This is a genomic window from Bacteroides sp. MSSM.1001136sp1_RTP21357st2_D2_RTP21359_211015, from assembly GCF_040913205.1.
In the GTDB taxonomy this organism is placed as follows: Bacteria; Bacteroidota; Bacteroidia; order Bacteroidales; family Bacteroidaceae; genus Bacteroides; species Bacteroides ovatus.
On record NZ_JBDFVF010000007.1, the window covers coordinates 60,465 to 86,579 of the forward strand.

A 26,115-nucleotide genomic window follows, 5' to 3' on the forward strand; every position below is an offset into this window, starting at 1 on the left:
TTGTTCTATCAGTTACAGTTTATAAACAATATCCTTTACGTATTCAGCCCACTGCGCAGGAGTTTTCGATTTATCAAAAGTCTGCCAGGGTATAGGTTTGCCAAAAGTGACAGTAAAAGTTTTGTGGCGATTCTTAAACATTTCATCCGCAAGATACAACATAGCAATGTTAAACTTAATGCCCAGTGCCTTGCAAACATTTGCCAGATTGTAAAAGAAGTCAGAATTCCTGCCCCCAAAATGCACGGGTATTACATCACGTTTTGCTTGTATGCTCTTTACTACAAATGTCTTTTTCCATTCCAGGTCGCGAATCACTCCATTCTGACGGCGCGAGCACAGTCCGGCAGGAAACATAATCAGCTGATCGTCGGACTGGAATCCGGCTTCCACCATCTTCGGAAAGTCCTTTGCCTGCTTGCCGGTTTTATTAATAGGTATGCAAAGGGGAGCCAACCCGCGTAGATTCATCAATAGATCATTCACCAGGTATTTCACCTTCCCCTCATAGTGCTTTCCTAACACATAACCAAGCGCAACACCATCCTGTCCGCCTAACGGATGATTGGAAACAAAAGTGTACAGACCATCCTTTGGCAAATTCTCAATGCCTTTTACGTCCACTTTCGCATCCAAAAAGCCCATACATGCCCCCAGAAAGTCCACTCCCAGTTTATCCTTCGACTCATTCAGGAATACATTAATTTCATCCTGATGAACAATTTTCTTCAGATAAGAAATCACGAACTTAGGGATGTACTTGTAATGCTTCGGAGCCTTCGTCCGAAGTATCTTATCGACATCGATCAAAAATAAAGAGTCATCAGTCATTCTTTTCAAATAAAAATGATGGCACAAAATTAACGGTTCTTTTTTATTAATCGCAATAATTTGGTAGAAAATGCAGGATTTAAGTTCAGAAGATAAAAAAATACCACCCAAAAACTATCAAAAATGACCTAAAAACTATCCGCGGATAGTTTTCGGGTAAAAAAACGTCAGTTTTTCCCCTACCGGGTTTCAAAAATTCATGTAAACTTGCAACATCGAAAATAACAAACGAATATTCACCTTTAAAAAGCAACACATTATGAAAAGTTTAAGCTTCAGAAAAGACTTAGTAGGAGTACAAGATGAATTACTACGCTTCGCTTATAAACTGACAACTGACCGTGAAGAAGCAAACGATTTGTTGCAGGAGACATCATTAAAAGCATTAGATAATGAAGATAAATATACCCCTGATACAAATTTCAAAGGATGGATGTATACCATCATGCGCAATATATTCATAAACAACTACCGCAAGGTAGTCCGCGACCAGACATTCATCGACCAGACTGATAATCTTTATCATCTGAATTTGCCACAGGATGGAAGTTCTGAAAATACAGAAAGAGCATACGACCTGAAAGAGATGCACCGTGTAGTTAACAAACTCCCCAAAGAATACAGAGTTCCGTTTGCGATGCACGTTTCAGGATTCAAATACCGTGAAATTGCGGAAAAACTGAACCTCCCGTTGGGTACAGTGAAAAGCCGTATTTTCTTCACGCGCCAGAAATTACAGGAAGAGTTGAAAGACTTCCGCTAAACCTTAACTATATAAAACTTAGTGATTTTGAATCACATATTTCTTTAATGCAGATTTTTAGTTTTGATAATGATTAAAAGGCAGAAATACTCCGGTATATTCTGCCTTTTCTTTTATTGCGAAGATTAGTTGTCCGACACCCGGGTGTCAGCACATACAACACCCGGGTCTCAACCTATCTGACACCCGGGTGTCGGGTGCACTGAGACCCGGGTGTCAGATAAACCTCTATTGCATGAAAAAGAATCTCCCCCACCACATTATTTAAATTTTACCTATACAGACATTTTTTCCGTTCTACGCCCACGGGCTCCCCACCAGTAAAGCATTCTCGGAGGCACATCATTTTCAAGCAAATAGACATTTAACATTCTGTTGAAAACTTCTCTGAAAGTTTTTTATGGAAAGTTGTGGGGAATTGTGGGGAATTTCATACTTTTACGGTCGCTTATTATAATAAGGTAATGATACGTTTTTTAGGAAATATTGAAGCCAGGGCGGACGCCAAAGGAAGGGTGTTCATACCCGCCACCTTCAGGAAGCAATTACAAGCCGCTTCCGAAGAGAGGCTTATTATGCGTAAAGACGTATTTCAGGACTGTTTAACCCTGTACCCCGAGAGCGTGTGGAACGAGGAGTTGAACGAGCTACGTAGTAGACTTAACAAATGGAATAGCAAACACCAACTTATTTTCAGGCAATTCGTGAGCGACGTTGAAATAGTGACACCTGATAGCAACGGGCGCATATTAATTCCGAAACGGTATTTACAGATTTGCAGTATCCATGGGGATATTCGCTTTATCGGCATCGATAACAAGATAGAGATCTGGGCGAAAGAACGGGCAGAACAGCCTTTCATGTCACCCGAAGAGTTCGGTGCAGCATTAGAAGAAATTATGAACGATGATAATAGACAAGATGGAGAAAGATGAATTGACATATCACGTACCTGTATTGCTGAAAGAAAGCGTTGACAGTATGAATATCCAACCGGATGGAACGTATGTAGACGTTACATTCGGAGGAGCGGGACATTCGCGCGAGATCCTTTCACGGCTCGGAGAAGGCGGACGTTTGCTAGGATTCGACCAGGACGAGGACGCTGAACGGAACATTGTCAACGATACTCATTTCATCTTCGTGCGCAGTAACTTCCGCTATCTGCACAACTTCCTGCGTTATCACGACATCGAACAGGTAGACGCGATCCTGGCCGACCTCGGCGTATCTTCCCATCATTTCGATGATAGCGAACGTGGCTTCTCCTTCCGTTTTGACGGGGCACTGGATATGCGTATGAACAAGCGTGCCGGTATGACAGCAGCAGATATCGTGAATACTTATGATGAAGAACGTCTTGCAAACATCCTCTACCTGTACGGGGAACTAAAGAATAGCCGCAAACTGGCTTCTGTCATCGTTAAAGCCAGAAGCGGACAGAATATCCGGACCATCGGTGAGTTTTTGGAAATCATCAAACCGCTTTTCGGTCGTGAACGCGAAAAGAAAGAGCTGGCAAAGGTGTTCCAGGCACTACGAATTGAAGTAAACCAAGAGATGGAGGCGTTGAAGGAGATGTTGCTGGCTGCTACGGAGGCATTAAAGCCGGGCGGCAGACTGGTAGTTATCACCTATCATTCGCTGGAAGACCGAATGGTGAAAAACATCATGAAGACAGGCAATGTAGAAGGAAAAGCGGAAACCGACTTCTTCGGCAATCTGCAAACGCCTTTCCGCCTTGTCAACAATAAGGTAATCGTTCCCGACGAGGCAGAAATAGAACGAAACCCGCGGTCGAGAAGCGCCAAATTACGAATTGCAGAAAAGAAATAAAAAGATATGGAAGAAGAAGTAGTAAACAAGAAAGCAGAAGAGGACAAGAAGAAAAAACGCACCTCTCTGAAGAGTATTCTGGGTGGAGACATTCTGGCTACCGATTTTTTCCGCCGTCAAACGAAGTTGCTGGTACTTATCATGGTATTCATCATCTTCTACATTCACAATCGTTATGCCAGTCAACAGCAACAGATCGAAATAGACCGGCTGAAAAAGGAATTGACAGACATTAAATACGATGCACTGACTCGCAGCTCAGAGCTGATGGAAAAGAGCCGCCAGTCACGCATTGAAGATTATATATCGAGTAAGGAAAGCGATTTGCAAACATCAACCAATCCTCCTTACCTTATTAAATAGATGATAGTGGATAGTTGATAAATGATAGTTAAGCGTTTAAAAGACAAATACTGTGGCAGTTAATAAAAAGAACATAATGACCCGTTACTTCTTCGTCATCCTGTTGATGGCGTTGATAGGAGTAGCTATTGTTGTAAAAGCAGGCATCACCATGTTTGCCGAACGACAATACTGGCAGGATGTGGCTGACCGTTTCGTAAAAGAGAATGTGACGGTAAAACCTAATCGTGGAAACATTATTTCTTCTGACGGTAAACTGATGGCCAGCTCTCTGCCCGAGTACAGAATATATATGGACTTTATGTCCGGTGAAAAGGATGAAAAACGCAGGCAGAAAGATCAGGCACGCCGGGATTCCATCCTCAATGCCAATATGGATTCAATCTGTATCGGACTTCACAAGATATTCCCGGACAAGAGTGCGGCTCAATTCAAGGCACACCTCAAGAAAGGACGCCAGGCAAAAAGCCGCAATTATCTGATTTATCCGAAACGTATCTCCTATATACAATATAAAGAGGTAAAGAGACTGCCTGTATTCTGCTTGAACCGGTATAAAGGCGGATTCAAGGAACAAGCTTACAATCAGCGTAAGAAACCGTTCGGTTCACTGGCTGCCCGTACACTGGGAGATGTGTATGCAGACACAGCCAAAGGAGCGAGAAATGGTATCGAACTTGCTTTCGACACCATCCTGAAAGGGCGGGACGGATTGACACACCGTCAGAAGGTGATGAACAAATACCTGAACATTGTCGATGTGCCACCAGTTGATGGTTGCGATCTGATTAGTACTATCGATGTAGGTATGCAGGATATTTGCGAGAAGGCGTTGGTGGATAAGCTGAAAGAGCTGAATGCGAGCGTGGGTGTGGTGGTATTGATGGAGGTAAGTACCGGAGAAGTGAAAGCCATCGTCAACATGATGCAAGGCAAAGACGGTGAGTACTACGAAATGCGCAACAATGCTATTAGTGATATGCTCGAGCCGGGGTCTACTTTCAAAACGGCCTCTATCATGGTAGCTCTTGAAGACGGAAAGATCACGCCGGACTATGTGGTAGATACCGGCAACGGCCAGATGCCGATGTATGGACGTGTCATGAAAGACCATAACTGGCATCGCGGAGGATATGGAAAGCTGACTGTTACGGAAATTCTAGGGGTTTCGTCCAATGTGGGTACCTCTTATATTATAGACCATTTCTACGGCAGCAACCCGCAGAAATTTGTAGACGGGTTGAAACGGATGAGCATCGACCAGCCGTTACACCTGCAGATTGCGGGAGAAGGAAAACCGAATATACGCGGCCCGAAAGAACGTTATTTTGCAAAGACAACATTGCCGTGGATGAGTATCGGCTACGAGACACAGGTTCCACCGATCAATATTCTCACATTCTATAATGGGATAGCCAACAACGGAGTCACCGTGCGTCCGAAGTTTGTCAAAGCTGCCATGAAGGACGGGGAAGTAGTGAAAGAATATCCGACAGAGGTAATCAATCCCAAGATTTGTTCGGATAAGACTTTGGCACAGATCCGTGAGATTCTCCGAAAAGTGGTTGGTGAAGGACTTGCCAAACCTGCGGGAAGCAAGCAGTTCCACGTTTCAGGAAAAACAGGAACGGCGCAGATTTCACAGGGAGCAGCCGGATACAAAACGGGAAGAACAAATTATCTGGTTAGTTTCTGCGGGTATTTCCCGTCAGAAGCACCTAAATATAGCATGATTGTCTCTATCCAGAAACCGGGATTACCGGCTTCGGGAGGTTTAATGGCAGGTAGTGTGTTCAGCAAGATTGCAGAAAGGGTGTATGCCAAAGACTTGCGGTTACCGCTGACCAATGCGATTGATACTAATTCCGTAGTCATTCCGAATGTAAAAGCCGGAGAGATGCGCGAAGCGCAACGAGTATTGGAAGAGCTGCAGATTAACGTACAAGGCAAAATCGCTGATTCGGGCAAAGAGGTTTGGGGAAATACCCATTCTGCCCCACAAGCTGTGGTTCTTGAGAGCCGGAGCAATATGCAGAATTTTGTACCGAGTGTGATAGGTATGGGAGCGAAAGACGCTGTGTACTTGTTGGAAAGCAAAGGATTGAAAGTCAATCTGGTCGGCGTAGGCAAAGTAAAAAGCCAGTCGATAGCCAACGGAACGATTGTTAAGAAGGGACAGACAGTGACGCTTACGCTTAATTAAAAATTAAAGATTAAAAATTGAATAGAGTGATGTTATTAAATGAGTTACTGAAAGCAATCCAACCGGTAGAGGTAGCCGGAGATTCAAACATAGAAATCACCGGTGTCAACATAGACTCCCGTCTAGTGGAAGCCGGACAGCTATTCATGGCAATGCGTGGCACACAAGCCGACGGCCATGCTTATATACCTGCTGCCATCGCAAAAGGAGCAATCGCCATCCTTTGCGAGGATATGCCGGAAGAACCTGTAGCGGGGATCACCTATGTACGAGTAAAAGACAGCGAAGATGCGGTAGGAAAAATTGCCACTACCTTCTACGGAGACCCGACTTCCAAGTTGGAACTGGTCGGCGTTACCGGAACGAACGGAAAAACAACGATCGCTACCTTATTATATAATACATTCCGTTATTTCGGCTATAAGGTGGGATTGATTTCTACCGTTTGCAATTACATCGATGATGAACCGATTCCGACAGAACATACTACTCCTGATCCAATCACGTTGAACTGTTTGTTGGGACGGATGGCAGATGAAGGATGCAAATATGTGTTCATGGAAGTCAGCTCCCACTCGATTGCACAGAAACGTATCAGTGGATTAAAGTTTGCAGGAGGGATCTTTACCAATTTGACCCGCGACCATCTCGACTATCATAAAACAATAGAGAACTATCTGAAAGCGAAGAAGAAATTCTTTGACGATCTGCCGAAAAATGCATTCAGCCTGACCAATCTGGACGATAAAAACGGACTGGTAATGACGCAGAATACACGTTCGAAGGTCTATACTTATTCATTGAGAAGTCTTAGCGACTTTAAAGGACGGGTATTAGAGTCTCATTTCGAAGGGATGCTGCTCGACTTCAACAATCATGAACTGGCAGTTCAGTTTATCGGAAAGTTCAATGCTTCCAATTTGTTGGCGGTATTCGGGGCGGCAGTTCTGTTAGGCAAGAAAGAGGAAGAGGTGCTTGTAGCTCTTAGCACACTTCATCCGGTAGCCGGACGCTTCGATGCGGTCCGCTCACCGCAGGGAATTACGGCGATTGTTGATTATGCACATACCCCGGATGCTCTCATTAATGTACTGAACGCTATTCATGGAGTGCTTGAAGGAAAAGGAAAAGTGATTACCGTGGTAGGCGCCGGCGGTAACCGCGACAAGGGCAAACGCCCCATCATGGCAAAGGAAGCTGCCAAAGCGAGTGACCGCGTCATCATCACTTCCGACAATCCGCGCTTTGAAGAGCCGCAAGACATCATCAATGACATGCTTGCCGGACTGGATGCGGAAGATATGAAGAAAACACTAAGCATTGCCGACCGTAAAGAAGCAATTCGCACGGCTTGCATGCTGGCAGAGAAAGGAGATGTAATTCTCGTTGCCGGAAAAGGACATGAGAATTACCAGGAGATAAAAGGAGTGAAACATCATTTTGATGACAAAGAAGTACTCAAAGAAATTTTTAAATAATGAATAGACTGTGCTAATATGCCGACCGGCTTCGTTATCTATCCGACAGCAACCGGCATAACAACACATCAATAAATTGGCAAATTATTTATGTTATACTATCTATTTGAATGGCTACATAAGCTCAATTTTCCAGGAGCGGGAATGTTCGGATATACTTCATTCCGTGCTTTGATGGCGGTTATCCTCGCATTACTTATTTCAAGTATCTGGGGAGATAAGTTCATCAACCTACTCAAAAGGAAACAAATCACAGAAACGCAGCGTGATGCTAAAACCGACCCGTTTGGCGTCAATAAAGTAGGCGTGCCGAGCATGGGAGGTGTCATCATCATTGTAGCCATCCTGATCCCTTGTTTATTGTTAGGTAAACTGCATAACATATACATGATACTGATGCTGATCACTACCGTATGGTTGGGATCGCTCGGATTCGCAGACGACTATATCAAAATCTTCAAAAGAGACAAAGAGGGTTTGCATGGCAAGTTCAAGATTATCGGTCAGGTCGGTTTAGGTTTAATTGTCGGAATGACCTTGTATTTAAGTCCGGACGTAGTGATCCGTGAGAATATCGAAGTTCATAATCCGGGACGGGAGATGGAAGTGATACACGGAACGAATGATCTGAAATCTACCCAGACAACGATTCCTTTTTTCAAGAGCAACAACCTTGATTATGCCGATCTGGTTTCGTTCATGGGAGAACATGCGCAAACAGCCGGATGGATATTGTTCGTCATTGTCACAATCATTGTGGTTACCGCCGTATCAAACGGCGCCAATCTGAATGACGGTATGGACGGAATGGCAGCCGGGAACTCGGCAATTATCGGTGCAACGTTGGGGGTACTGGCCTATGTATCATCGCATATCGAATTTGCAGGCTACCTGAACATCATGTATATTCCGGGCTCGGAAGAACTTGTAATCTATATCTGCGCCTTTATCGGTGCACTGATAGGTTTCTTATGGTACAACGCCTATCCGGCACAAGTATTTATGGGAGATACAGGCAGTCTTACTATTGGCGGTATTATCGCAGTGTTTGCCATCATCATCCACAAAGAGTTGCTGATACCGATTCTTTGCGGTGTATTCCTGGTAGAAAACCTGTCGGTAATCCTGCAACGGGCTTATTATAAGGCGGGAAAACGAAAAGGTGTGAAACAGCGATTGTTCAAGCGTACACCGATTCACGATCACTTCCGCACTTCGATGAGCCTGATTGAACCGGGATGCACGGTGAAATTCACCAAACCCGACCAACTGTTTCATGAATCAAAGATTACCGTCCGGTTCTGGATTGTAACGATTGTATTGGCAGCAATAACGATTATAACGCTTAAAATAAGATAACCGGCAAGGTGCCGGAGCCAGGTTTCCATACGGGAAACAAGTTTTATAGATAGAGAGTATTAACCCGATTATTAACCTTTAAAGATGTGCACAACTAATAGATAAATCAATCAATTAGAAAATAAGGGCACATTATTGTAGATGAAAAGAATAGCAATTTTAGGAGCTGGCGAAAGCGGCGCAGGTGCAGCCGTACTCGCTAAAGTCAAAGGATTTGAGACGTTTGTTTCGGACATGTCCGCCATCAAGGACAAGTATAAGGAACTTCTCGACAGCCATCAAATTGCCTGGGAAGAAGGACACCATACCGAAGAACTCATTCTGAATGCCGACGAGGTTATCAAAAGCCCCGGTATCCCGAATGACGCCCCGATCATCCTGAAACTGAAAGCTCAAGGCACACCGGTGATCTCCGAGATAGAGTTTGCCGGACGCTATACTGATGCCAAAATGATCTGTATTACAGGTTCTAACGGGAAGACCACAACGACTTCCCTGATCTACCATATTTTCAAAAGCGCAGGTCTGAACGTAGGTTTGGCAGGCAACATCGGCAAAAGCCTTGCTTTGCAGGTAGCCGAAGATTACCACGATTACTATATTATCGAACTTAGCTCTTTCCAGCTGGATAATATGTATAACTTCCGTGCGAACATCGCCGTATTGATGAACATCACTCCGGACCATCTTGATCGCTACGACCATTGTATGCAGAATTACATCGACGCTAAATTCCGCATCACCCAAAACCAAACACCGGACGATGCTTTCATCTTCTGGAACGATGACCCTATCATCAGACAGGAACTGGCAAAACATGGTCTGAAAGCTCACTTGTATCCTTTTGCCGCTGTAAAAGAGGATGGAGCGATTGCATACGTAGAAGATCACGAAGTGAAAATCACCGAACCGATTGCCTTCAACATGGAGCAAGAGGAACTGGCCCTGACAGGACAACACAACCTGTACAACTCTTTAGCCGCCGGTATCTCGGCAAACCTTGCCGGCATCGCCAAAGAAAACATCCGGAAAGCCCTCTCCGATTTCAAGGGAGTGGAACATCGGTTGGAAAAGGTGGCACGTGTGCGCGGAATTGATTTTATTAACGACTCTAAAGCCACGAATGTCAACTCCTGCTGGTATGCCCTGCAAAGCATGACTACCAAAACGGTATTGATTCTCGGTGGTAAAGATAAAGGAAACGACTATACTGAAATTGAAGACCTGGTACGCGAAAAGTGTTCAGCACTGGTATATCTGGGACTTCATAACGAAAAGCTTCACGAATTCTTCGACCGTTTCGGTCTGCCGGTAGCCGATGTGCAAACCGGCATGAAAGATGCCGTAGAAGCAGCATATAAACTGGCAAAGAAAGGTGAAACGGTATTATTAAGTCCTTGCTGCGCTTCTTTCGACCTCTTCAAGAGTTACGAAGACCGTGGCGACCAATTTAAAGAATGTGTCCGTGCCCTTTAATTTCTAATTATTAATTTTTAAATTCTGCAAGATTGGATTTATTAAAGAACATATTCAAAGGTGACAAGGTAATCTGGATTATCTTCCTCTGTCTCTGCCTCATCTCGATCATCGAGGTGTTTTCGGCAGCGTCGACGCTGACTTACAAAAGTGGCGACCATTGGGGGCCGATTACGCAACACTCCATCATCCTGATGGTGGGAGCTGTGGTAGTCGTATTTCTGCATAATGTTCCCTACAAATGGTTCCAAGTATTTCCGGTCTTTCTATATCCGGTATCTCTGGTTCTACTGGCATTTGTCACGCTGATGGGCATTATCACAGGCGACCGTGTCAACGGGGCCGCCCGTTGGATGACCTTTATGGGATTGCAATTCCAGCCATCGGAATTGGCAAAGATGGCGGTAATCATTGCCGTCTCATTCATCCTGTCCAAAAGGCAGGACGAATATGGGGCCAATCCGAATGCCTTTAAATATATCATGATCCTCACCGGACTGGTATTCCTGCTCATCGCACCGGAAAACCTTTCGACAGCAATGCTGCTGTTCGGAGTGGTATGTATGATGATGTTCATCGGACGGGTATCTTCCAAGAAACTGTTCGGGATGTTGGGGATATTGGGGCTTGTAGGCGGTGTTGCCGTAGGCATACTGATGGCTATTCCCGCCAAAACACTGCACAACACTCCGGGACTTCACCGTTTCGAAACGTGGCAGAATCGTGTTTCCGGTTTCTTTGAGAAAGAAGAAGTGCCGGCAGCCAAATTTGATATTGACAAAGACGCACAGATTGCACACGCGCGAATCGCTATTGCTACCAGCCATGTAGTAGGCAAAGGTCCGGGAAACTCGATACAACGCGACTTCCTTAGCCAGGCATTCTCCGATTTTATCTTCGCGATTGTGATTGAAGAAATGGGACTGGTAGGAGGAATATTTGTGGTGTTCCTCTATTTATGGTTGCTGATGCGAGCCGGACGAATCGCCCAAAAGTGCGAGCGAACCTTCCCCGCCTTTCTCGTCATGGGTATTGCGCTGTTGTTGGTATCACAGGCAATACTGAATATGATGGTTGCCGTCGGGTTATTCCCCGTCACCGGACAACCCCTGCCTCTGGTCAGCAAAGGAGGTACAAGTACGTTAATCAACTGCGCTTATATCGGAATGATATTAAGCGTAAGCCGATATACCGCTCATCTGGAAGAACAGAAAGCGCACGATGCACAGATCCAACTGCAAATAGAGGCGGATGCCGCAGCCAATTCGGAAGCACAGGCCGCAGCCGAACCGACAGCGCAGATTCTGAACAGCGACGCCAAATTTGAAGATGAGCATGATAGCAGAAACAATGAACGGTAAATGTTGAGAAAGGACAGAAGAAAACAGAATGATGGAAAAAGAACTTAGAATTATCATCAGCGGTGGAGGAACAGGAGGACATATCTTTCCTGCCGTCTCTATCGCAAACGCTATAATAGAGCTACGCCCCGACGCAGAAATTCTCTTTGTAGGCGCTGAAGGACGTATGGAAATGCAACGGGTTCCCGATGCAGGCTACCGGATTATCGGACTTCCGATAGCCGGATTCGACCGCAAACATTTATGGAAAAATGTATCCGTATTGATTAAACTGATGCGCAGCCAATGGAAAGCGCGCAAAGTAATCAAAAACTTCCGCCCGCAAGTGGCGGTAGGTGTAGGCGGATATGCAAGCGGGCCAACACTAAAGACTGCCGGAATGATGGGAGTCCCCACATTAATCCAGGAGCAAAACTCGTATGCCGGAGTAACTAATAAACTCCTGGCACAGAAAGCTCGTAAGATTTGTGTAGCTTATGACGGAATGGAAAAGTTCTTCCCCGCCGACAAGATCATCATGACGGGTAATCCCGTCCGCCAGAACCTGACAAAGGATATGCCGTCAAAAGAAGAAGCGCTAGGTTCTTTCCACTTACAGCCCGGCAAAAAGACAATCCTGATTGTAGGTGGCAGCTTGGGTGCACGCACCATCAACAACACGCTGACAGCCAGTCTGACAACCATCAAGGAAAACACGGACGTGCAGTTTATCTGGCAAACGGGCAAATACTATTACCCGCAAGTAACAGAAGCCGTAAAAGCGGCAGGAGCACTTCCGAATTTATATGTAACGGATTTCATCAAAGATATGGCAGCCGCTTATGCAGCAGCCGATCTGGTTATCTCCCGTGCGGGAGCAGGTTCCATTTCTGAATTCTGCCTGCTGCACAAACCTGTTATCTTAGTGCCCTCGCCCAACGTGGCAGAAGATCACCAGACGAAGAACGCCTTAGCGTTGGTGAACAAACAGGCAGCTATCTACGTCAAAGACAGTGAAGCGGAAACCACTTTGATGGACGTAGCCCTGTCCACTGTCAACGACGAGCAGAAACTGAAAGAACTAACAGAGAATATCGCCAAACTGGCTTTACCCGATTCAGCGAGAATCATCGCACAAGAGGTCATTAAGCTGGCGGAAGCAAAGAACAGATAAATGGACGATCGGATTACGCAGATTGAAGTAACGGCACAATGCCCGTATCAAACAACGTAATCTGCACTAAAATAAAAAGACAGAAGAAATGAATATAGAAACGATAAAATCAGTCTATTTCGTAGGTGCCGGCGGCATCGGCATGAGCGCACTTGTACGCTACTTCCTTTTCAAAGGAAAGGTAGTGGCAGGATATGACCGTACTCCTACTCCATTGACTGAAACGCTAATCTCCGAAGGCGCACAAATACATTATGAAGAAAACGTCGACCTGATTCCCGAAGCCTGCAAAGACAAGGAAAGTACGTTAGTCATATACACTCCGGCCGTTCCGCAGGAACACGAAGAACTCGTTTATTTCCGCAACAACGGATTCGAAATACAGAAACGCGCCCAAGTATTGGGAACGATTACCCATTCGAGCAAAGGTCTGTGCGTAGCAGGTACTCACGGGAAAACAACCACATCGACGATGACAGCTCATCTGTTCCACCAGTCGCACGTGGAATGTACCGCTTTTCTCGGAGGAATCTCAAAGAACTACGGCACCAACCTGCTACTCTCTCAAGCAAGCCCTTACACTGTGATTGAAGCGGATGAATTCGACCGTTCTTTCCACTGGCTGTCACCCTATATGACCGTAATCACGTCTACCGACCCCGATCATCTGGACATCTACGGAACAGAGCAAGCCTACCTGGAAAGTTTCGAACATTACACCACGCTAATCCAACCGGGTGGCGCACTGATTATCCGTAAAGGCATCTCTCTGCAACCCAAAGTGCAGCCGGACGTTCGTGTCTACACTTACTCACGTGACGAAGGCGACTTCCATGCAGAAAACATCCGTATCGGAAACGGGGAGATATTCATCGACTTTGTTGCTCCGGACACCCGTATCAACGACATCCAACTGGGAATTCCGGTAAGCATCAACATAGAGAACGGCGTAGCCGCCATGGCATTGGCACACCTCAACGGGGTGACCGATGAAGAAATTAAAAGAGGTATGGCAAGTTTCCGAGGAGTAGACCGCCGGTTCGACTTCAAACTCAAGAACGACCGGATTGTCTTTCTAAGTGACTACGCACACCACCCCTCTGAAATCAAACAGAGCGTGTTGTCTATGCGCGAACTTTACAAGGACAAGAAGATCACAGCCATCTTCCAGCCTCATCTCTATACCCGCACCCGCGACTTCTATCAGGATTTTGCCGATAGCCTGTCGCTACTCGACGAAGTGATTCTGGTAGACATCTACCCGGCACGTGAAGCACCAATTCCGGGCGTTACCAGCAAACTGATTTATGATAATCTCCGTCCGGGTATCGAAAAAAGTATGTGCAAAAAGGAAGAGATACTGAACATTCTGAAAGATAAAAACATTGAAGTATTAATTACTTTGGGAGCCGGAGACATCGACAACTATGTCCCCGAAATAAAGGAACTATTAGAAAAAAGATAAATGAATAATCATCCGGCAGCCTGTCCGAAACAGTGCAAGCTTTTTAATTTTTAATCTTTAATTTTTGATTATGATTAAAAGAATCCTTCTATCCATCGTCATGCTGGTGCTTATAGCCTACCTCACCGTAGCTATCACCGCATTCAACCGCAAGCCTGCCGACCAGACCTGCCGTGACATGGAATTGGTTATCAAGGATACCGCATACGCCGGCTTCATCACCAAAGAAGAGCTGAAAGGTATCCTTCAGCAGAAAGGGATCTACCCCATCGGGAAGAAAATGGAACGCATCTCCACCAAGTCACTGGAACGGGAACTAAGCAAACATCCGTTGATTGACGAAGCCGAATGCTACAAAACACCCAGCGGCAAAGTGTGCGTGGAAGTGACACAGCGTATTCCTATCCTCCGGGTCATGAGCGCCAACGGCCAAAACTACTACCTTGACAACAAAGGAACCGTCATGCCACCGGAAGCAAAATGCGTCGCTCACCGGGTAATTGTCACCGGAAACGTAGAAAAGTCGTTTGCAATGAAGGATTTATATAAGTTTGGTGTATTTTTGCATAATAATAAATTCTGGGACGCCCAGATAGAGCAGATCCATGTGTTGCCCGACCAGAACATCGAATTGGTGCCGCGTGTGGGAGACCATCTGGTCTATCTCGGAAAACTGGAGAACTTTGAAGATAAACTGGCACGTTTGAAGGAGTTCTACAAAAAAGGACTCAACCGGGTAGGCTGGAACAAATATTCACGTATCAATCTCGAATTCAGCAACCAGATTATCTGTACAAAACGAGAGTAGTTGATAAGTGATAGATGATAAGTAAACAGTCTCTCTATATAGTAAATTGTAAATAGTAAAATAGTAAATAAAATAACCCTATGGCAACAACAGAATTTATCGCCGCTATTGAACTTGGTTCATCGAAGATAACCGGTGTGGCCGGAAAAAAGAACAGTGACGGAAGCATGCAGGTATTAGCGTATGCCCAGGAAGACTCTTCTACGTTCATTCGTAAAGGAGTGATCTTTAACTTGGACAAGACAGCGCAAAGCCTGACTTCAATCATCAACAGACTGGAAGGTGAGTTGAAAAACTCAATTGCCAAGGTATATGTAGGCATCGGCGGACAATCACTCCGCACCGTCCGCAATGTAGTAAGCCGCGACCTGGAGGAAGAAGCTATCATATCCGAAGAGCTTGTAAGCGCTATCGGTGATGAGAACATTGCCATCCCGGTGGTCGATATGGATATATTGGACGTAGCTCCACAAGAATATAAGGTAGGTAATAACCTGCAAGCCAATCCGGTAGGTCTGGTAGGAAGCCACATCGAAGGACGTTTCCTCAATATCGTTGCCCGTGCTTCCGTACGTAAGAACTTGGAGCACTGTTTCCAACAGGCTAAAATTGATATTGCCGACCAACTGATCGCTCCGTTAGTAACCGCAAATGCCGTACTGACAGAAAGCGAACGCCGTTCGGGTTGTGCACTGATCGACTTCGGAGCAGACACAACTACCATCTCTGTATATAAGAATAACATTCTCCGTTTCCTGACTGTATTGCCTTTGGGAGGCAACAGCATCACGCGTGACATCACCACCCTGCAAATGGAGGAGGAAGAAGCCGAACGCCTGAAAAAAGCCTACGGTGACGCCCTCTATGAAGAGGACCCCGAACAGGAAGAAGCAACCTGCAAACTGGATGATGACAACCGTATCATCAAAGTGGCGGATCTTAACAATATCATCGAAGCCCGTGCCGAGGAAATCGTTGCCAACGTATGGAACCAGATACAACTATCGAGCTACGAGGACAAATTGCTGGCAGGAATCATCTTGACAGGAGGGGCCGCCAACCTGAAGAATCTGGACGAAACCTTGCGCAAACGCAGCAAGATAGAAAAGATACGGATGGCGAAACTCCCACGCAATACGGTTCATGCGCCCAACAACATACTGAAGAAAGACGGTTCGCAGAACACTTTGTTCGGGCTCCTGTTTGAAGGTAACCAGAACTGCTGCCTGACGGAAACTGCTCCGCAAGCTGCTCCTGCACCATCAGTCTCCAAACCGGAGCCGGAAGTGCATAAGACAGTGGATATGTTTGAGGACGATCAGGAACTGAAAGAACAGGCCCGCATCGCCCGTCTCAAGAAAGAAGAAGAAGAGCGGGAAGCCAAGCTAGCCGCCAAAGAAGCGGAAAAACTTCGCAAGCAAAAGGAAAAGGAAGAGAAAGAAAGACGGAAAAGAGAAGCAGGTCCGAGTTGGATTCAACGCAAGATCGATTCGTTGACGAAAGAAATCTTTTCCGACGACGATATGAAGTAACCTTCAGCAGCTTGTTAATCAATATTCATAATTCGTAATTCATAATTCAATCAAGATATGGACGAGATAGTACAATTCGATTTCCCGACAGATTCACCGAAGATCATCAAAGTGATTGGTGTAGGTGGTGGTGGTGGTAACGCTGTAAACCACATGTACCGGGAAGGCATCCATGATGTAACGTTCGTTCTTTGTAACACGGACAACCAGGCATTAGCCGAATCACCTGTCCCGGTGAAACTGCAACTGGGCCGTAGCATCACGCAAGGGCTTGGAGCCGGCAACCGTCCCGAACGGGCACGCGACGCCGCCGAAGAAAGTATAGAAGATATCAGAAACCAGCTGAACGACGGCACCAAGATGGTATTCATCACCGCCGGAATGGGAGGAGGAACCGGAACAGGAGCTGCACCGGTCATCGCCCGCATTGCGAAGGAAATGGATATTCTGACTGTCGGCATCGTCACCATCCCCTTTATCTTCGAAGGAGAAAAGAAAATTATCCAGGCACTGGACGGCGTAGAGCGTATCGCCCAGCATGTTGATGCCTTGCTGGTTATCAACAACGAACGCCTGCGCGAAATATACGCCGACCTTACTTTTATGAACGCCTTCGGCAAAGCCGATGATACTCTTTCCATTGCTGCCAAGAGCATTGCCGAGATTATTACCATGCGGGGTACAGTCAATCTTGACTTTGCCGATGTGAAAACCATCCTGAAAGATGGTGGAGTAGCAATCATGAGTACCGGATTCGGCGAAGGAGAAAATCGTGTGACAAAAGCAATCGACGATGCCCTGCATTCTCCGTTGCTCAACAACAATGATATCTTCAATGCCAAGAAAGTAATGTTGAACGTATCTTTCTGCCCGTCGTCGGAACTGATGATGGAGGAAATGAACGAGATACACGAGTTCATGAGCAAATTCCGCGAAGGGGTGGAAGTGATTTGGGGTGTTGCCATCGACAACTCACTGGAAACAAGAGTAAAAATCACCGTATTGGCAACCGGATTCGGTGTGGAAGACGTTCCCGGAATGGACAGCTTGCATGCTGCACGCAGCCAGGAAGAGGAAGAACGTCAACTGCAACTGGAAGAAGAGAAAGAGAAGAACAAAGAACGTATCCGCAAGGCATACGGCGAAAGCGCCAGCAATATCGGAAGCAAGAGCCTCCGCAAACGCCGCCACATCTATCTTTTCAATACGGAAGATCTGGACAACGACGACATCATCGCCATGGTAGAAGATTCTCCCACTTATATGCGTGATAAGACTACTCTTACCAAAATCCGGACGAAAGCCGCTCTGGAAGAGGAAGTAGCCACGGAAGAAGCTACAGATGACAACGGCGTGATTACGTTCTAAACAAAGAACTAAGAACGAAAATTATAAACTCGCAAAATCAGGCTTCAGATCTAATTTTTAATCTTTAATTTTTAACTATAATAGTATGGATTTATTCGATCAAGTCAGCGAAGACATTAAAACCGCAATGAAGGCGAAAGACAAAGTAGCCCTTGAAACTTTGAGAAATATAAAGAAGTTCTTCCTGGAAGCTAAGACTGCCCCGGGAGCTAACGATATATTGACAGATGATGCTGCTCTGAAGATTATCCAGAAACTTGTGAAACAAGGAAAAGATTCTGCTGAAATCTATATCGGACAGGGTCGTCAGGATTTGGCTGACGTAGAATTAGGCCAGGTAGCCGTTATGGAGAAATACCTGCCGAAACAAATGACTGCCGAAGAACTGGAAGCTGCATTGAAGGAAATTATCGCTGAAACAGGTGCTACAAGCGGTAAAGATATGGGTAAAGTAATGGGAGTTGCCTCCAAGAAGCTAGCAGGTCTTGCAGAAGGACGTGCCATTTCTGCAAAAGTGAAAGAGCTTTTGGGATAACCTCTGCGACTTCCACAGAAGATTTTATTATTTTGATTTTATCTTGCACCCTACACTAACCAGAGTTTATCTATTTGATTAATAGCAGTATAAACCTGTGCAAGATACCGTTGCAGATGCGTGCAAGATGTTTTATCTTACACACATCTGCAACTTTTCTTTAAACATGACGTTCACCTCCTTCACCACTCTGAAACATCGATGAATAAAGGGATTTCGGGTGAAGAGCTGCCTTTCACATAGGTTTCACCCGATTCACTATACCTTTCTGCCGAATTTTGATTAATAGACTGATTCCAATCTATTAGATATAAACTTATTCTCTATTAATGCCAAACTTCCTTTTCACTAATAGAAAAGATTACTTACATTAAAGGTAATCTATAAATGAAGCTTTTGTTTTTATAAACAAAGCTTTCATTTATAAAATCAAAAGCTTCATTTATATAATTACAACTTGCAATTATAGATTACGATTAATGAAAAACAAGTTTAGAATTATAGTAAAGTAATTTAGGTATTAATAGAAAGGAACTTTTCTCACTATAAATAAGAAAGAGTCTATTAATAGCTGGGAAATAATCAAATTAGATCACATGAACTTAATAAAATAAAAGCACATTTGAAATTAATATGATGTATGATATAGACAGTACTAATATTATTTCCCGAACTAAAAGAATCTCCCTATAAAAGAGCATAATATAGAAAATAAAGATTACTTTTACAACGAAACTAAACCACGACAGACAAATGAGAAAGAGTATTGCTATAATTATAACATCTATATTAGTGCTATCAGGATGCAACAAACAACAATCCGTATCTGACAGACTGCTAAATGAAGTAGAAAAAGCCATTGCCATAAATCCTGACAGCGCATCCAACCTACTAAAAAGTATATCATCTCCTGAAAAACTAGACGACAAAGCTTTTGCACGCTGGTGTATGTTATCAGGTAAGATTACAGACGAAATTTTTAATAGTATCCTACCAACTTACCAATTAGAAAGAGCTTATGACTGGTATTCCTCACATGGTAGCCCTGACGAGCAAGTGCAAATTTTGATTTATTTAGGTCGTTCCTATTTTGCTGATGGAGATTATGATAAAGCAATGTCTATTTATACTAATGCGCTGGACATTGCAGGAAAAAACAAGCTCAATAACCTCATTGGATATACCTATGACTATATAGGCGATCTATATCGAGAAAAATTCATGTTCACAGAAGCTATCAAAAAATACGAGACTGCTGCCGAATGCTTTAAAAAAGAAAATAACACCGATAGTTATGCCTGCGCATTAAAAAACATAGGACGTGAATATGCATGTATAGACTCATTATCATGTGCTATAGAAATACTGACTATTGCCGATTCCGTAGCAGCTAATACTAAAGATATAGAAGTTACCGCTTCAATAAATAATGCTTTAGGAAATATCTATGTAATGCGAGAAGAATATGATAAAGCCGAAAAGTACTTTCTTAAAGCATTATCGACGGGAAAAGAAAAAATGCCTGATTATGTAGCACTGATTGACTTATATACCACAACTGATTCTATAGATAAAGCTAAAGAACTATTATCTAAAATTCCACAAGATGACCCCCAATATACGTGTAGCATCAATTATTTATATTATCAAATCCATAATGCAGAGAGAGACTATAAAGAAGCGCTTGCCTACCTGGAAGAATATGTTGACATGGTAGATTCTATCGTATACGCTGACAGCCAATCTAAGATATTAAACATAGAATCTAAATATAATCATTTAAAAATCAGTCAAGAAGTAGATAGATTAAAGATTAAACAACAAAGCTACATTATATTTTCAGTTATCTGCATTTCATGCTTATTATTAATAATGATAGTGTATTTACTATATAGAAAACAAGCAAAAGAAAAAATACACAGACAACAAGATGAATTAAACCGGATAAAAACAGATTTAACCTATGTTTCATTAGAATTGGAAGAGAAAAAAAAGTTATTAGACACATTTAAAGAAAAAGATGACAACTATAATAAAATAGAGAAAGAAATAGCTCTTTTAACTAGCAATTATAAGGAACTACAACATAAGTCTCTAGAAAATTCACCAACATTTAAAGAGTTGGTACGGTTAGCCAAACAAAATAAGCCAAGAAATGATAAGCCATTAATAACAGATAAGCAATGGGAACTCATTGCAGATGAAATAACATATATCTATCCAAATTTATCTAAATACTTATATAGTCTATGTCCCAACTTACCAGAACAAGACTTTTTGTATTGTTGTTTATGTATGTGCGGATTTGATACTAACACAGAAGCAAAGTTGCTAAATATTGCAAGTGATTCAGTAAGAAAGAAACGGTTTAGACTTAGAGAAAAACTGAACATTGCATTGCTGAATGACAATACTACATTATATGAGTACTTGATTGAGAATATGCACTAATACCTTCATTTTAGTAGGAAATAAACTACAGTTTAAGAAGTTGTCCACGCAAAATTGCATAAGCCACTGATTATCAACAGTCTTTTGTCCACGCCGAAAAACATCTTTTGCTTGTGCACCCCTTCATTTCTCTATAACTTTGCAGAAAACAATTAAAAATATGAGAAAGCTAAGTATTGTACTATTATTAATTGGCATTTCATTTATAACGATAGAAGCCAATACTCTATCAGAGCATAGAGCTAAGCGTTTAGTTATCAAAAGATGGCATCAGCACAGAGGAGTACCAGTTCCTATTCCTATAGAAGCTATTCTCTACGAAAATACTATTGAAGTTCGTTTTTTAGAAAACGTAGACAAACAAGTCATCTTCCAAGTAAAAGATCAGCAAGGAAACATCATGTTCCAAGGTGTGATAATCCCCCCTAATGGGCAAGAGACTTATAAAATTAATTTAACAGGCTACAAAACCGGTCATTATGAGCTTCTTTATATAGAAGAAGACATGACTTTAGTTGGAGAGTTTGAAATTGAACACTCAATGCCATAAAAGTAACAAACATACAATCATTACGCAACTTAATAATTAAAAATATGAAAAAACATTTCTATTTTTTATGTGCAATAGCCAGCCTATTCACCATCTATTCGTGTACGAATGATGTTTCAGAAGATTTTATCTCTCAAAAGAAAGTCAAACTAACACAAGATGAAGTCTTTAGCATCTCCTATGATGAAACAAAAGATTTGGAAGAGAAAACTCTTTTCAACATGGTAAGTGCCTTTGCTAATCTGCAAAACGGAACAACGACAAGAAGCAATGCAACTTCCTTTAAGATTGTAAAAGAGAGTTTTATTAATAAAGAGGGAGAATTCAAAAAACAAGAGCAAGCAACAAGAGCCATTAACAATGACGATATCACATCGAAAATTTGCGAAATCGAATTTAGTAATGGCTCTTCTATCGGTCGTGCTATAGTTTCAGCGAATGCAAATTTTCCTGCCCTCATTGCCTTCATTCCTAAATGTAGTAGTGAAAAAATGATGGAGCAAACAGGAGCTAGTAAACTATTACATGCTTCAAAAGCAAGCTATCTCTATAATACAATAAAGATGAAAGAAGCTGTAGACTCTTTACGACTTCCAACACTTGAAAAGATTAGTAAAGAACTGGAAATACCTATAAATGAGGTTTCTTATGAGGCAGTCAAAAACTATATAACTATTACTGATGCAGAACCTACAACCAGATCAACTGCTGTACAAATAGGAGATATAGAAATGCAAATCTATCATGACAAATCTATATTTCCTCTAGTAAAAACAAATTGGGGACAAGAGGATCCTTATAATGGATGGTTCTCTAATATAGATAGAGATGGTTTACGAGACTGGGTAAGAACACAAGATGGAGGAAAGAATTTCACATCAGTTCCTGCTGGATGTGTGAATATTGCTATGGCGCAGATGATGACATATACTCACTGTAATAAAAGGCCTCCAGTTGCATTTCTAATCCCTACAGGAAAGTATGAAGTACAAACAGGTATGACTTTCATTCCCAATTGGGATCAAATGACAAAGACCCCTAAATTAGATGACCCAGGCGCAGGAGGCATAATTGATGCCCAGCGCCTAATTCTAGACCTCTATATCGAAAACAAAACCACATCTAAAAAAGACTGGGATAATGCTGTTATCTCGAGTGAAGTTTCAGAACAGAATATGCTAAAGACAATGAACAAATACTTTAAATACCAAGCTAAGGCAGCTTTTAATGGTGACATGGCGTGGGCAGCATTACGAGACAAGCATTTGGTTCTAATGTTAACTTCTGATCACGCCTTCATCATATCCGGTATACTGGTTACAGAAAAAGCCATTTCGACTCGCGAACTAGTGAAAAGAAACGATGTTTATTGGCACGCTAATTTAGGATGGGCAGATGAATGTACTGGATTCTACCAATTGGACAGCAATGCCAACACATATTTTCAGGCAAATGCCGTTCAAGAATGGGCTCATAAGATGGATTACTTAAATAATATTTATGCTAAATAGACACAATATGCTAAATAACAGATACTTAATATATCTATTCATCATTTCCTTTCTTTTTTCATCATGTACAGATAGCAACATTGCCAATAAGTTTGATAATGAAAAAGCTGAAAATGACCAGATAGTTTTAACTCCAGAAGAGTTCGCTAGCATTGCGTATGACAATCCGCAAGAACTGACTATAGAAGAAATCAGCAATATTGTTGCTAATTTCCAAAATAATATAGAAGTTGGAGATAAAATAGCTACACGAAACTCTGAAACAACAAAAATATCTATAAGAAAGAAGTATTATGTTGCCGAGGAAAACAACATCATTAAAAATATAGCCGATACCCGCTCGACAACATCCAAAGGGCCCACAGTTCCAATATTCGAGGTTGAATTATCCAATAATGAGGGAAATAAAAGTCTAGCTGTCATATGTGGAGACGAGAGAGTGCCGGAAGTTCTTTACTATGTGGACAATTATACTTCGCATTCCGAAATTGCCACGGAAGCACGTTATCTATTGGAACTATCTAAAAAAAATGTCTTTTTAGATATCCAGCAAATAGAATGTATGAGATCTACAAAAAGGGATTCCACTTTACATAAAATAGCCCAACAATTAAACATCCCGCAGAAAAATGTTTCCTATTCTGACTTTAAAGACCGAATTATAACAACGGATGAGATATCAACTAGAAATAATAATCCTGGAAATCAGTCTGGAGGCGTAAGCAGACCTCAATCCAATGTAGTAGGTTTTGTCAATCCTTTATCTAAAGTTTCATGGACTCAGAATGATCCATACAACTACGGCAGGCCTATAATGATGATCTACGACGGATATGGAGGTGAGCGTGAAGGGCATCTTGCTGTAGGATGTGCCAATGTAGCAATCGGAATATTGTTCAGCATAGTGAAACCAGACATGTATTTAGCTAATAGTCAAAAGGTTGACTGGGATTATGCAACATCAGTCGAATTCATCAAATTTACCCAAGGATATCCAGAAGCTAGTTCACCTGAAGATCTGGTAAATATGATTACAGGATTATTTGCACAGATTGCCACAGCAACAGATTCACACCCCTCTTATGAAGAAAAGGACTTATTAGATGTCAATACAGGAAAAACATATAAAAAATCAGTGATTACTCAAACAGAAACTCCTACAATCAATACCATAAATTATTTAAAGAGTATGGTTAATTTCTACGGGAACCAAAATAACAAGTTTAATGGCAATCTAGCAAAACAATCTTTATTTGAAAGAAAACCTGTTTTTCTTTGTGGGCCCGGACATATTGTAGACGACAATGGTAAGATTCTAGGTAATGGGGGAGGACACGCATGGCTAATCGATGGGGTTGTTATTACGAAGCGTCAGCACCAAGCCGGATATGACCATTACTGGTCAGTAAATATGGGATGGGGGAAAAGATCTAGAGTTTACTTTAGAACAAGTAATGACCTGCAGGATTGCGATGTTGTATTTCCAGACGACGATAATAATAATATTGCATATTACACGCAGGAAATGACTATGCTATATAATATAACTAGAAAATAACCGGACTATGAGAATCAGTAGAGTTTTACTAATTGTATTATTACTGGCATCTTCGTATGGTTGCTCTGAAGAGGAACCATACGAAGTTGAAAAGAAATCAGTTTCTATATGGGAAGGAGACACATGGCATGTCATTATAGAAACAGACTTAACAGAGCACAACTATAGGTTAGAATCAGAAAATCAAGAAATTGCGACTGCTATTCTTGACGAAATGAGCGTATGCATCACTACCTACAAAAGTGGAAGCACCATGATACGACTTATCGATACTGACAATAATAAGATAGCATGTGAAATCTCCGTATATGTCAAATACTTCAACAGTCCGGAAATTGTCAATTGGGGAATTCCGCTAAAAGGTAACCCTGATTATCCGGGAGTAATAATAAAAGCAGTGGATCTAAGAATCCCCCCAGAGATAGAAATTGAGTTACGAGAAAAAGAAAAACCATTCATCGGTGCCACTTATACATTCAATCAGGAAACCAAAAAGTTTACAATGAAAACTGATTCGGGAATATTCAGAGAAGGCACATACGAATGGAATATTACCTCTTTAACCCTAATGTATGACGATAAAACAGAAAAATTCGGTTTTAAATTTGCTACAAAAATGTCATACGGATATATTCTACAGAGTGATAAAACAGCAGAATATCAACAGCGGTATCCTGACGCAGGTATCACAGAAGTAAAAGTGAATCATATTTGGAAAGATAATGGAATAATTCTATTAGGAGGGCTTACATTTTGATCGATAAAAAAGGAGATAGATAAATGAAACTATTATTTTTGATATTCTGTATATTTACAATCAGTTGCTCAAACGAAGACAAACTAAATTGTGAATCCATTGAATTAAGTAGCAACTCCATACACATTTTGGCTGGAGAGAAAAGAACTGTGTATATATTGTCTGATTTAGAAAAATTCCAAATGGGGCTTGGATTACAGTCAGAGAATCCCCAAATAGCAACAGTTGAACCACAGAACGATAGTAAGGCAATCCTCATCACAGGAAACAGTGTAGGAAACACTTCCATATATCTGCGTGACTTAAAATATCCTGACAATTATGCAGAGATTAAAGTTATTTCCGACTACCTTTCTGGAAAGTTCATAGAAAAAGGAGATTCATCCAATACTTGGATAAATGGTGATGACCTGCACATTCGAGAAATAATAGAGAGCGAATTAAGAGGAATTGCCAAAAGCAGATCGGGAATACTATACTCTTTTGACAAAGATACTAAAGCTGTGGAAATTGATTATTCTTCATCCGACTATGACAATAATAAAAGAATCGGAACCTACGAATGGGATAAAGACAGCCTTACCTTAAACTTTAACAACAGCATATCTAAACACGGATTTGCCGTAGTGAACGACCATACAATTATCATTGTATTAGACTTTACAGAAAAGTGTAAATCAAAATATCCGAATGCATCTGTAAGAGGTGCAAAAATCCAATGTTTTCTATCAGCAATTGAATAATTAAGTAAACAAAA

At 42.3% G+C, this 26,115-nt stretch carries 22 protein-coding genes; 21 read left to right on the top strand and 1 reads right to left on the bottom strand.

Annotated elements, in window-relative coordinates; genetic code table 11:
- Nucleotides 1-12: 12 nt before the first annotated feature.
- Nucleotides 13-831, bottom strand: a complete 819-nt coding sequence (locus AB5217_RS06760; protein ID WP_211480775.1) for a 1-acyl-sn-glycerol-3-phosphate acyltransferase — start codon at nucleotides 829-831, stop codon at nucleotides 13-15.
- A gap of 259 nt (nucleotides 832-1,090) precedes the next feature.
- On the opposite strand from AB5217_RS06760, the gene AB5217_RS06765 reads away from it, so the two are divergent.
- The 21 genes from AB5217_RS06765 (at nucleotide 1,091) to AB5217_RS06865 (ending at nucleotide 26,101) form a co-directional block, all read left to right on the top strand.
- Nucleotides 1,091-1,594, top strand: coding sequence for an RNA polymerase sigma factor (locus AB5217_RS06765; protein WP_004298201.1), 504 nt, complete (start codon nucleotides 1,091-1,093; stop codon nucleotides 1,592-1,594).
- 464 nt (nucleotides 1,595-2,058) lie between these two features.
- The gene (gene mraZ, locus AB5217_RS06770; RefSeq protein WP_004307337.1) at nucleotides 2,059-2,529 is read left to right on the top strand and encodes a division/cell wall cluster transcriptional repressor MraZ; all 471 of its coding nucleotides are present in this window, start codon (nucleotides 2,059-2,061) and stop codon (nucleotides 2,527-2,529) included.
- Entirely contained in the window at nucleotides 2,516-3,430 is a 915-nt protein-coding gene (gene rsmH, locus AB5217_RS06775) for a 16S rRNA (cytosine(1402)-N(4))-methyltransferase RsmH (RefSeq protein WP_138293963.1), read from the top strand. The genes mraZ and rsmH overlap by 14 nt, the downstream gene beginning before the upstream one ends.
- 6 nt (nucleotides 3,431-3,436) lie before the next feature.
- Entirely contained in the window at nucleotides 3,437-3,793 is a 357-nt protein-coding gene (locus AB5217_RS06780; RefSeq protein ID WP_004298204.1) for an FtsL-like putative cell division protein, read from the top strand.
- A 76-nt stretch (nucleotides 3,794-3,869) separates the two neighbouring features.
- A complete protein-coding gene (locus AB5217_RS06785; protein ID WP_004307341.1) occupies nucleotides 3,870-5,996 on the top strand; it encodes a penicillin-binding protein in 2,127 nt (708 codons plus the stop codon).
- Between the two features lie 29 nt (nucleotides 5,997-6,025).
- Entirely contained in the window at nucleotides 6,026-7,474 is a 1,449-nt protein-coding gene (locus tag AB5217_RS06790; RefSeq protein WP_032846547.1) for a UDP-N-acetylmuramoyl-L-alanyl-D-glutamate--2,6-diaminopimelate ligase, read from the top strand.
- Between the two features lie 90 nt (nucleotides 7,475-7,564).
- Nucleotides 7,565-8,833, top strand: a complete 1,269-nt coding sequence (locus tag AB5217_RS06795) for a phospho-N-acetylmuramoyl-pentapeptide-transferase (protein WP_004298207.1) — start codon at nucleotides 7,565-7,567, stop codon at nucleotides 8,831-8,833.
- Between the two features lie 141 nt (nucleotides 8,834-8,974).
- Entirely contained in the window at nucleotides 8,975-10,309 is a 1,335-nt protein-coding gene (gene murD / locus AB5217_RS06800; RefSeq protein WP_008998124.1) for a UDP-N-acetylmuramoyl-L-alanine--D-glutamate ligase, read from the top strand.
- A gap of 32 nt (nucleotides 10,310-10,341) precedes the next feature.
- Nucleotides 10,342-11,670: an FtsW/RodA/SpoVE family cell cycle protein gene (locus tag AB5217_RS06805; protein ID WP_004298209.1), complete on the top strand. Its 1,329-nt coding sequence runs from the start codon at nucleotides 10,342-10,344 to the stop codon at nucleotides 11,668-11,670.
- 31 nt (nucleotides 11,671-11,701) lie between these two features.
- Nucleotides 11,702-12,823 (top strand): undecaprenyldiphospho-muramoylpentapeptide beta-N-acetylglucosaminyltransferase, encoded by a 1,122-nt coding sequence (murG, locus tag AB5217_RS06810; RefSeq protein ID WP_004307349.1) that lies wholly within the window; start codon nucleotides 11,702-11,704, stop codon nucleotides 12,821-12,823.
- Between the two features lie 88 nt (nucleotides 12,824-12,911).
- Nucleotides 12,912-14,288: a UDP-N-acetylmuramate--L-alanine ligase gene (gene murC, locus AB5217_RS06815; protein ID WP_004307350.1), complete on the top strand. Its 1,377-nt coding sequence runs from the start codon at nucleotides 12,912-12,914 to the stop codon at nucleotides 14,286-14,288.
- A 70-nt stretch (nucleotides 14,289-14,358) separates the two neighbouring features.
- Nucleotides 14,359-15,096 (top strand): cell division protein FtsQ/DivIB, encoded by a 738-nt coding sequence (locus tag AB5217_RS06820; protein ID WP_042994032.1) that lies wholly within the window; start codon nucleotides 14,359-14,361, stop codon nucleotides 15,094-15,096.
- Between the two features lie 80 nt (nucleotides 15,097-15,176).
- Nucleotides 15,177-16,628 (top strand): cell division protein FtsA, encoded by a 1,452-nt coding sequence (gene ftsA / locus AB5217_RS06825; RefSeq protein ID WP_004307356.1) that lies wholly within the window; start codon nucleotides 15,177-15,179, stop codon nucleotides 16,626-16,628.
- Between the two features lie 57 nt (nucleotides 16,629-16,685).
- A complete protein-coding gene (gene ftsZ, locus AB5217_RS06830) occupies nucleotides 16,686-17,996 on the top strand; it encodes a cell division protein FtsZ (RefSeq protein WP_004307359.1) in 1,311 nt (436 codons plus the stop codon).
- Between the two features lie 85 nt (nucleotides 17,997-18,081).
- A complete protein-coding gene (locus AB5217_RS06835) occupies nucleotides 18,082-18,531 on the top strand; it encodes a GatB/YqeY domain-containing protein (protein WP_004298215.1) in 450 nt (149 codons plus the stop codon).
- 753 nt (nucleotides 18,532-19,284) lie between these two features.
- A complete protein-coding gene (locus AB5217_RS06840; protein ID WP_004298216.1) occupies nucleotides 19,285-20,982 on the top strand; it encodes a tetratricopeptide repeat protein in 1,698 nt (565 codons plus the stop codon).
- 160 nt (nucleotides 20,983-21,142) lie between these two features.
- On the top strand, nucleotides 21,143-21,532 hold the full coding sequence (locus tag AB5217_RS06845; protein ID WP_004298217.1) for a DUF3244 domain-containing protein: 390 nt from the start codon (nucleotides 21,143-21,145) through the stop codon (nucleotides 21,530-21,532).
- Between the two features lie 44 nt (nucleotides 21,533-21,576).
- Complete coding sequence (locus AB5217_RS06850; RefSeq protein ID WP_004298218.1) at nucleotides 21,577-23,043, top strand: C10 family peptidase; 1,467 nt, start codon at nucleotides 21,577-21,579, stop codon at nucleotides 23,041-23,043.
- A gap of 7 nt (nucleotides 23,044-23,050) precedes the next feature.
- A complete protein-coding gene (locus tag AB5217_RS06855) occupies nucleotides 23,051-24,601 on the top strand; it encodes a C10 family peptidase (RefSeq protein WP_004322468.1) in 1,551 nt (516 codons plus the stop codon).
- A gap of 7 nt (nucleotides 24,602-24,608) precedes the next feature.
- On the top strand, nucleotides 24,609-25,358 hold the full coding sequence (locus AB5217_RS06860; RefSeq protein ID WP_004298220.1) for a hypothetical protein: 750 nt from the start codon (nucleotides 24,609-24,611) through the stop codon (nucleotides 25,356-25,358).
- 23 nt (nucleotides 25,359-25,381) lie between these two features.
- A complete protein-coding gene (locus tag AB5217_RS06865; RefSeq protein ID WP_004298221.1) occupies nucleotides 25,382-26,101 on the top strand; it encodes a hypothetical protein in 720 nt (239 codons plus the stop codon).
- Nucleotides 26,102-26,115 lie beyond the last annotated feature (14 nt).

Excerpts from the sequence above, each read along its gene's own strand:
- AB5217_RS06760 (WP_211480775.1), bottom strand. The coding sequence starts at position 831 with ATGACTGATGACTCTTTATTTTTGATCGATGTCGATAAGATACTTCGG.
- AB5217_RS06765 (WP_004298201.1), top strand. The coding sequence starts at position 1,091 with ATGAAAAGTTTAAGCTTCAGAAAAGACTTAGTAGGAGTACAAGATGAA.
- mraZ (WP_004307337.1), top strand. The coding sequence starts at position 2,059 with ATGATACGTTTTTTAGGAAATATTGAAGCCAGGGCGGACGCCAAAGGA.
- rsmH (WP_138293963.1), top strand. The coding sequence starts at position 2,516 with ATGGAGAAAGATGAATTGACATATCACGTACCTGTATTGCTGAAAGAA.
- AB5217_RS06780 (WP_004298204.1), top strand. The coding sequence starts at position 3,437 with ATGGAAGAAGAAGTAGTAAACAAGAAAGCAGAAGAGGACAAGAAGAAA.
- AB5217_RS06785 (WP_004307341.1), top strand. The coding sequence starts at position 3,870 with ATGACCCGTTACTTCTTCGTCATCCTGTTGATGGCGTTGATAGGAGTA.
- AB5217_RS06790 (WP_032846547.1), top strand. The coding sequence starts at position 6,026 with ATGTTATTAAATGAGTTACTGAAAGCAATCCAACCGGTAGAGGTAGCC.
- AB5217_RS06795 (WP_004298207.1), top strand. The coding sequence starts at position 7,565 with ATGTTATACTATCTATTTGAATGGCTACATAAGCTCAATTTTCCAGGA.
- murD (WP_008998124.1), top strand. The coding sequence starts at position 8,975 with ATGAAAAGAATAGCAATTTTAGGAGCTGGCGAAAGCGGCGCAGGTGCA.
- murG (WP_004307349.1), top strand. The coding sequence starts at position 11,702 with ATGGAAAAAGAACTTAGAATTATCATCAGCGGTGGAGGAACAGGAGGA.
- murC (WP_004307350.1), top strand. The coding sequence starts at position 12,912 with ATGAATATAGAAACGATAAAATCAGTCTATTTCGTAGGTGCCGGCGGC.
- AB5217_RS06820 (WP_042994032.1), top strand. The coding sequence starts at position 14,359 with ATGATTAAAAGAATCCTTCTATCCATCGTCATGCTGGTGCTTATAGCC.
- ftsA (WP_004307356.1), top strand. The coding sequence starts at position 15,177 with ATGGCAACAACAGAATTTATCGCCGCTATTGAACTTGGTTCATCGAAG.
- ftsZ (WP_004307359.1), top strand. The coding sequence starts at position 16,686 with ATGGACGAGATAGTACAATTCGATTTCCCGACAGATTCACCGAAGATC.
- AB5217_RS06835 (WP_004298215.1), top strand. The coding sequence starts at position 18,082 with ATGGATTTATTCGATCAAGTCAGCGAAGACATTAAAACCGCAATGAAG.
- AB5217_RS06840 (WP_004298216.1), top strand. The coding sequence starts at position 19,285 with ATGAGAAAGAGTATTGCTATAATTATAACATCTATATTAGTGCTATCA.
- AB5217_RS06845 (WP_004298217.1), top strand. The coding sequence starts at position 21,143 with ATGAGAAAGCTAAGTATTGTACTATTATTAATTGGCATTTCATTTATA.
- AB5217_RS06850 (WP_004298218.1), top strand. The coding sequence starts at position 21,577 with ATGAAAAAACATTTCTATTTTTTATGTGCAATAGCCAGCCTATTCACC.
- AB5217_RS06855 (WP_004322468.1), top strand. The coding sequence starts at position 23,051 with ATGCTAAATAACAGATACTTAATATATCTATTCATCATTTCCTTTCTT.
- AB5217_RS06860 (WP_004298220.1), top strand. The coding sequence starts at position 24,609 with ATGAGAATCAGTAGAGTTTTACTAATTGTATTATTACTGGCATCTTCG.
- AB5217_RS06865 (WP_004298221.1), top strand. The coding sequence starts at position 25,382 with ATGAAACTATTATTTTTGATATTCTGTATATTTACAATCAGTTGCTCA.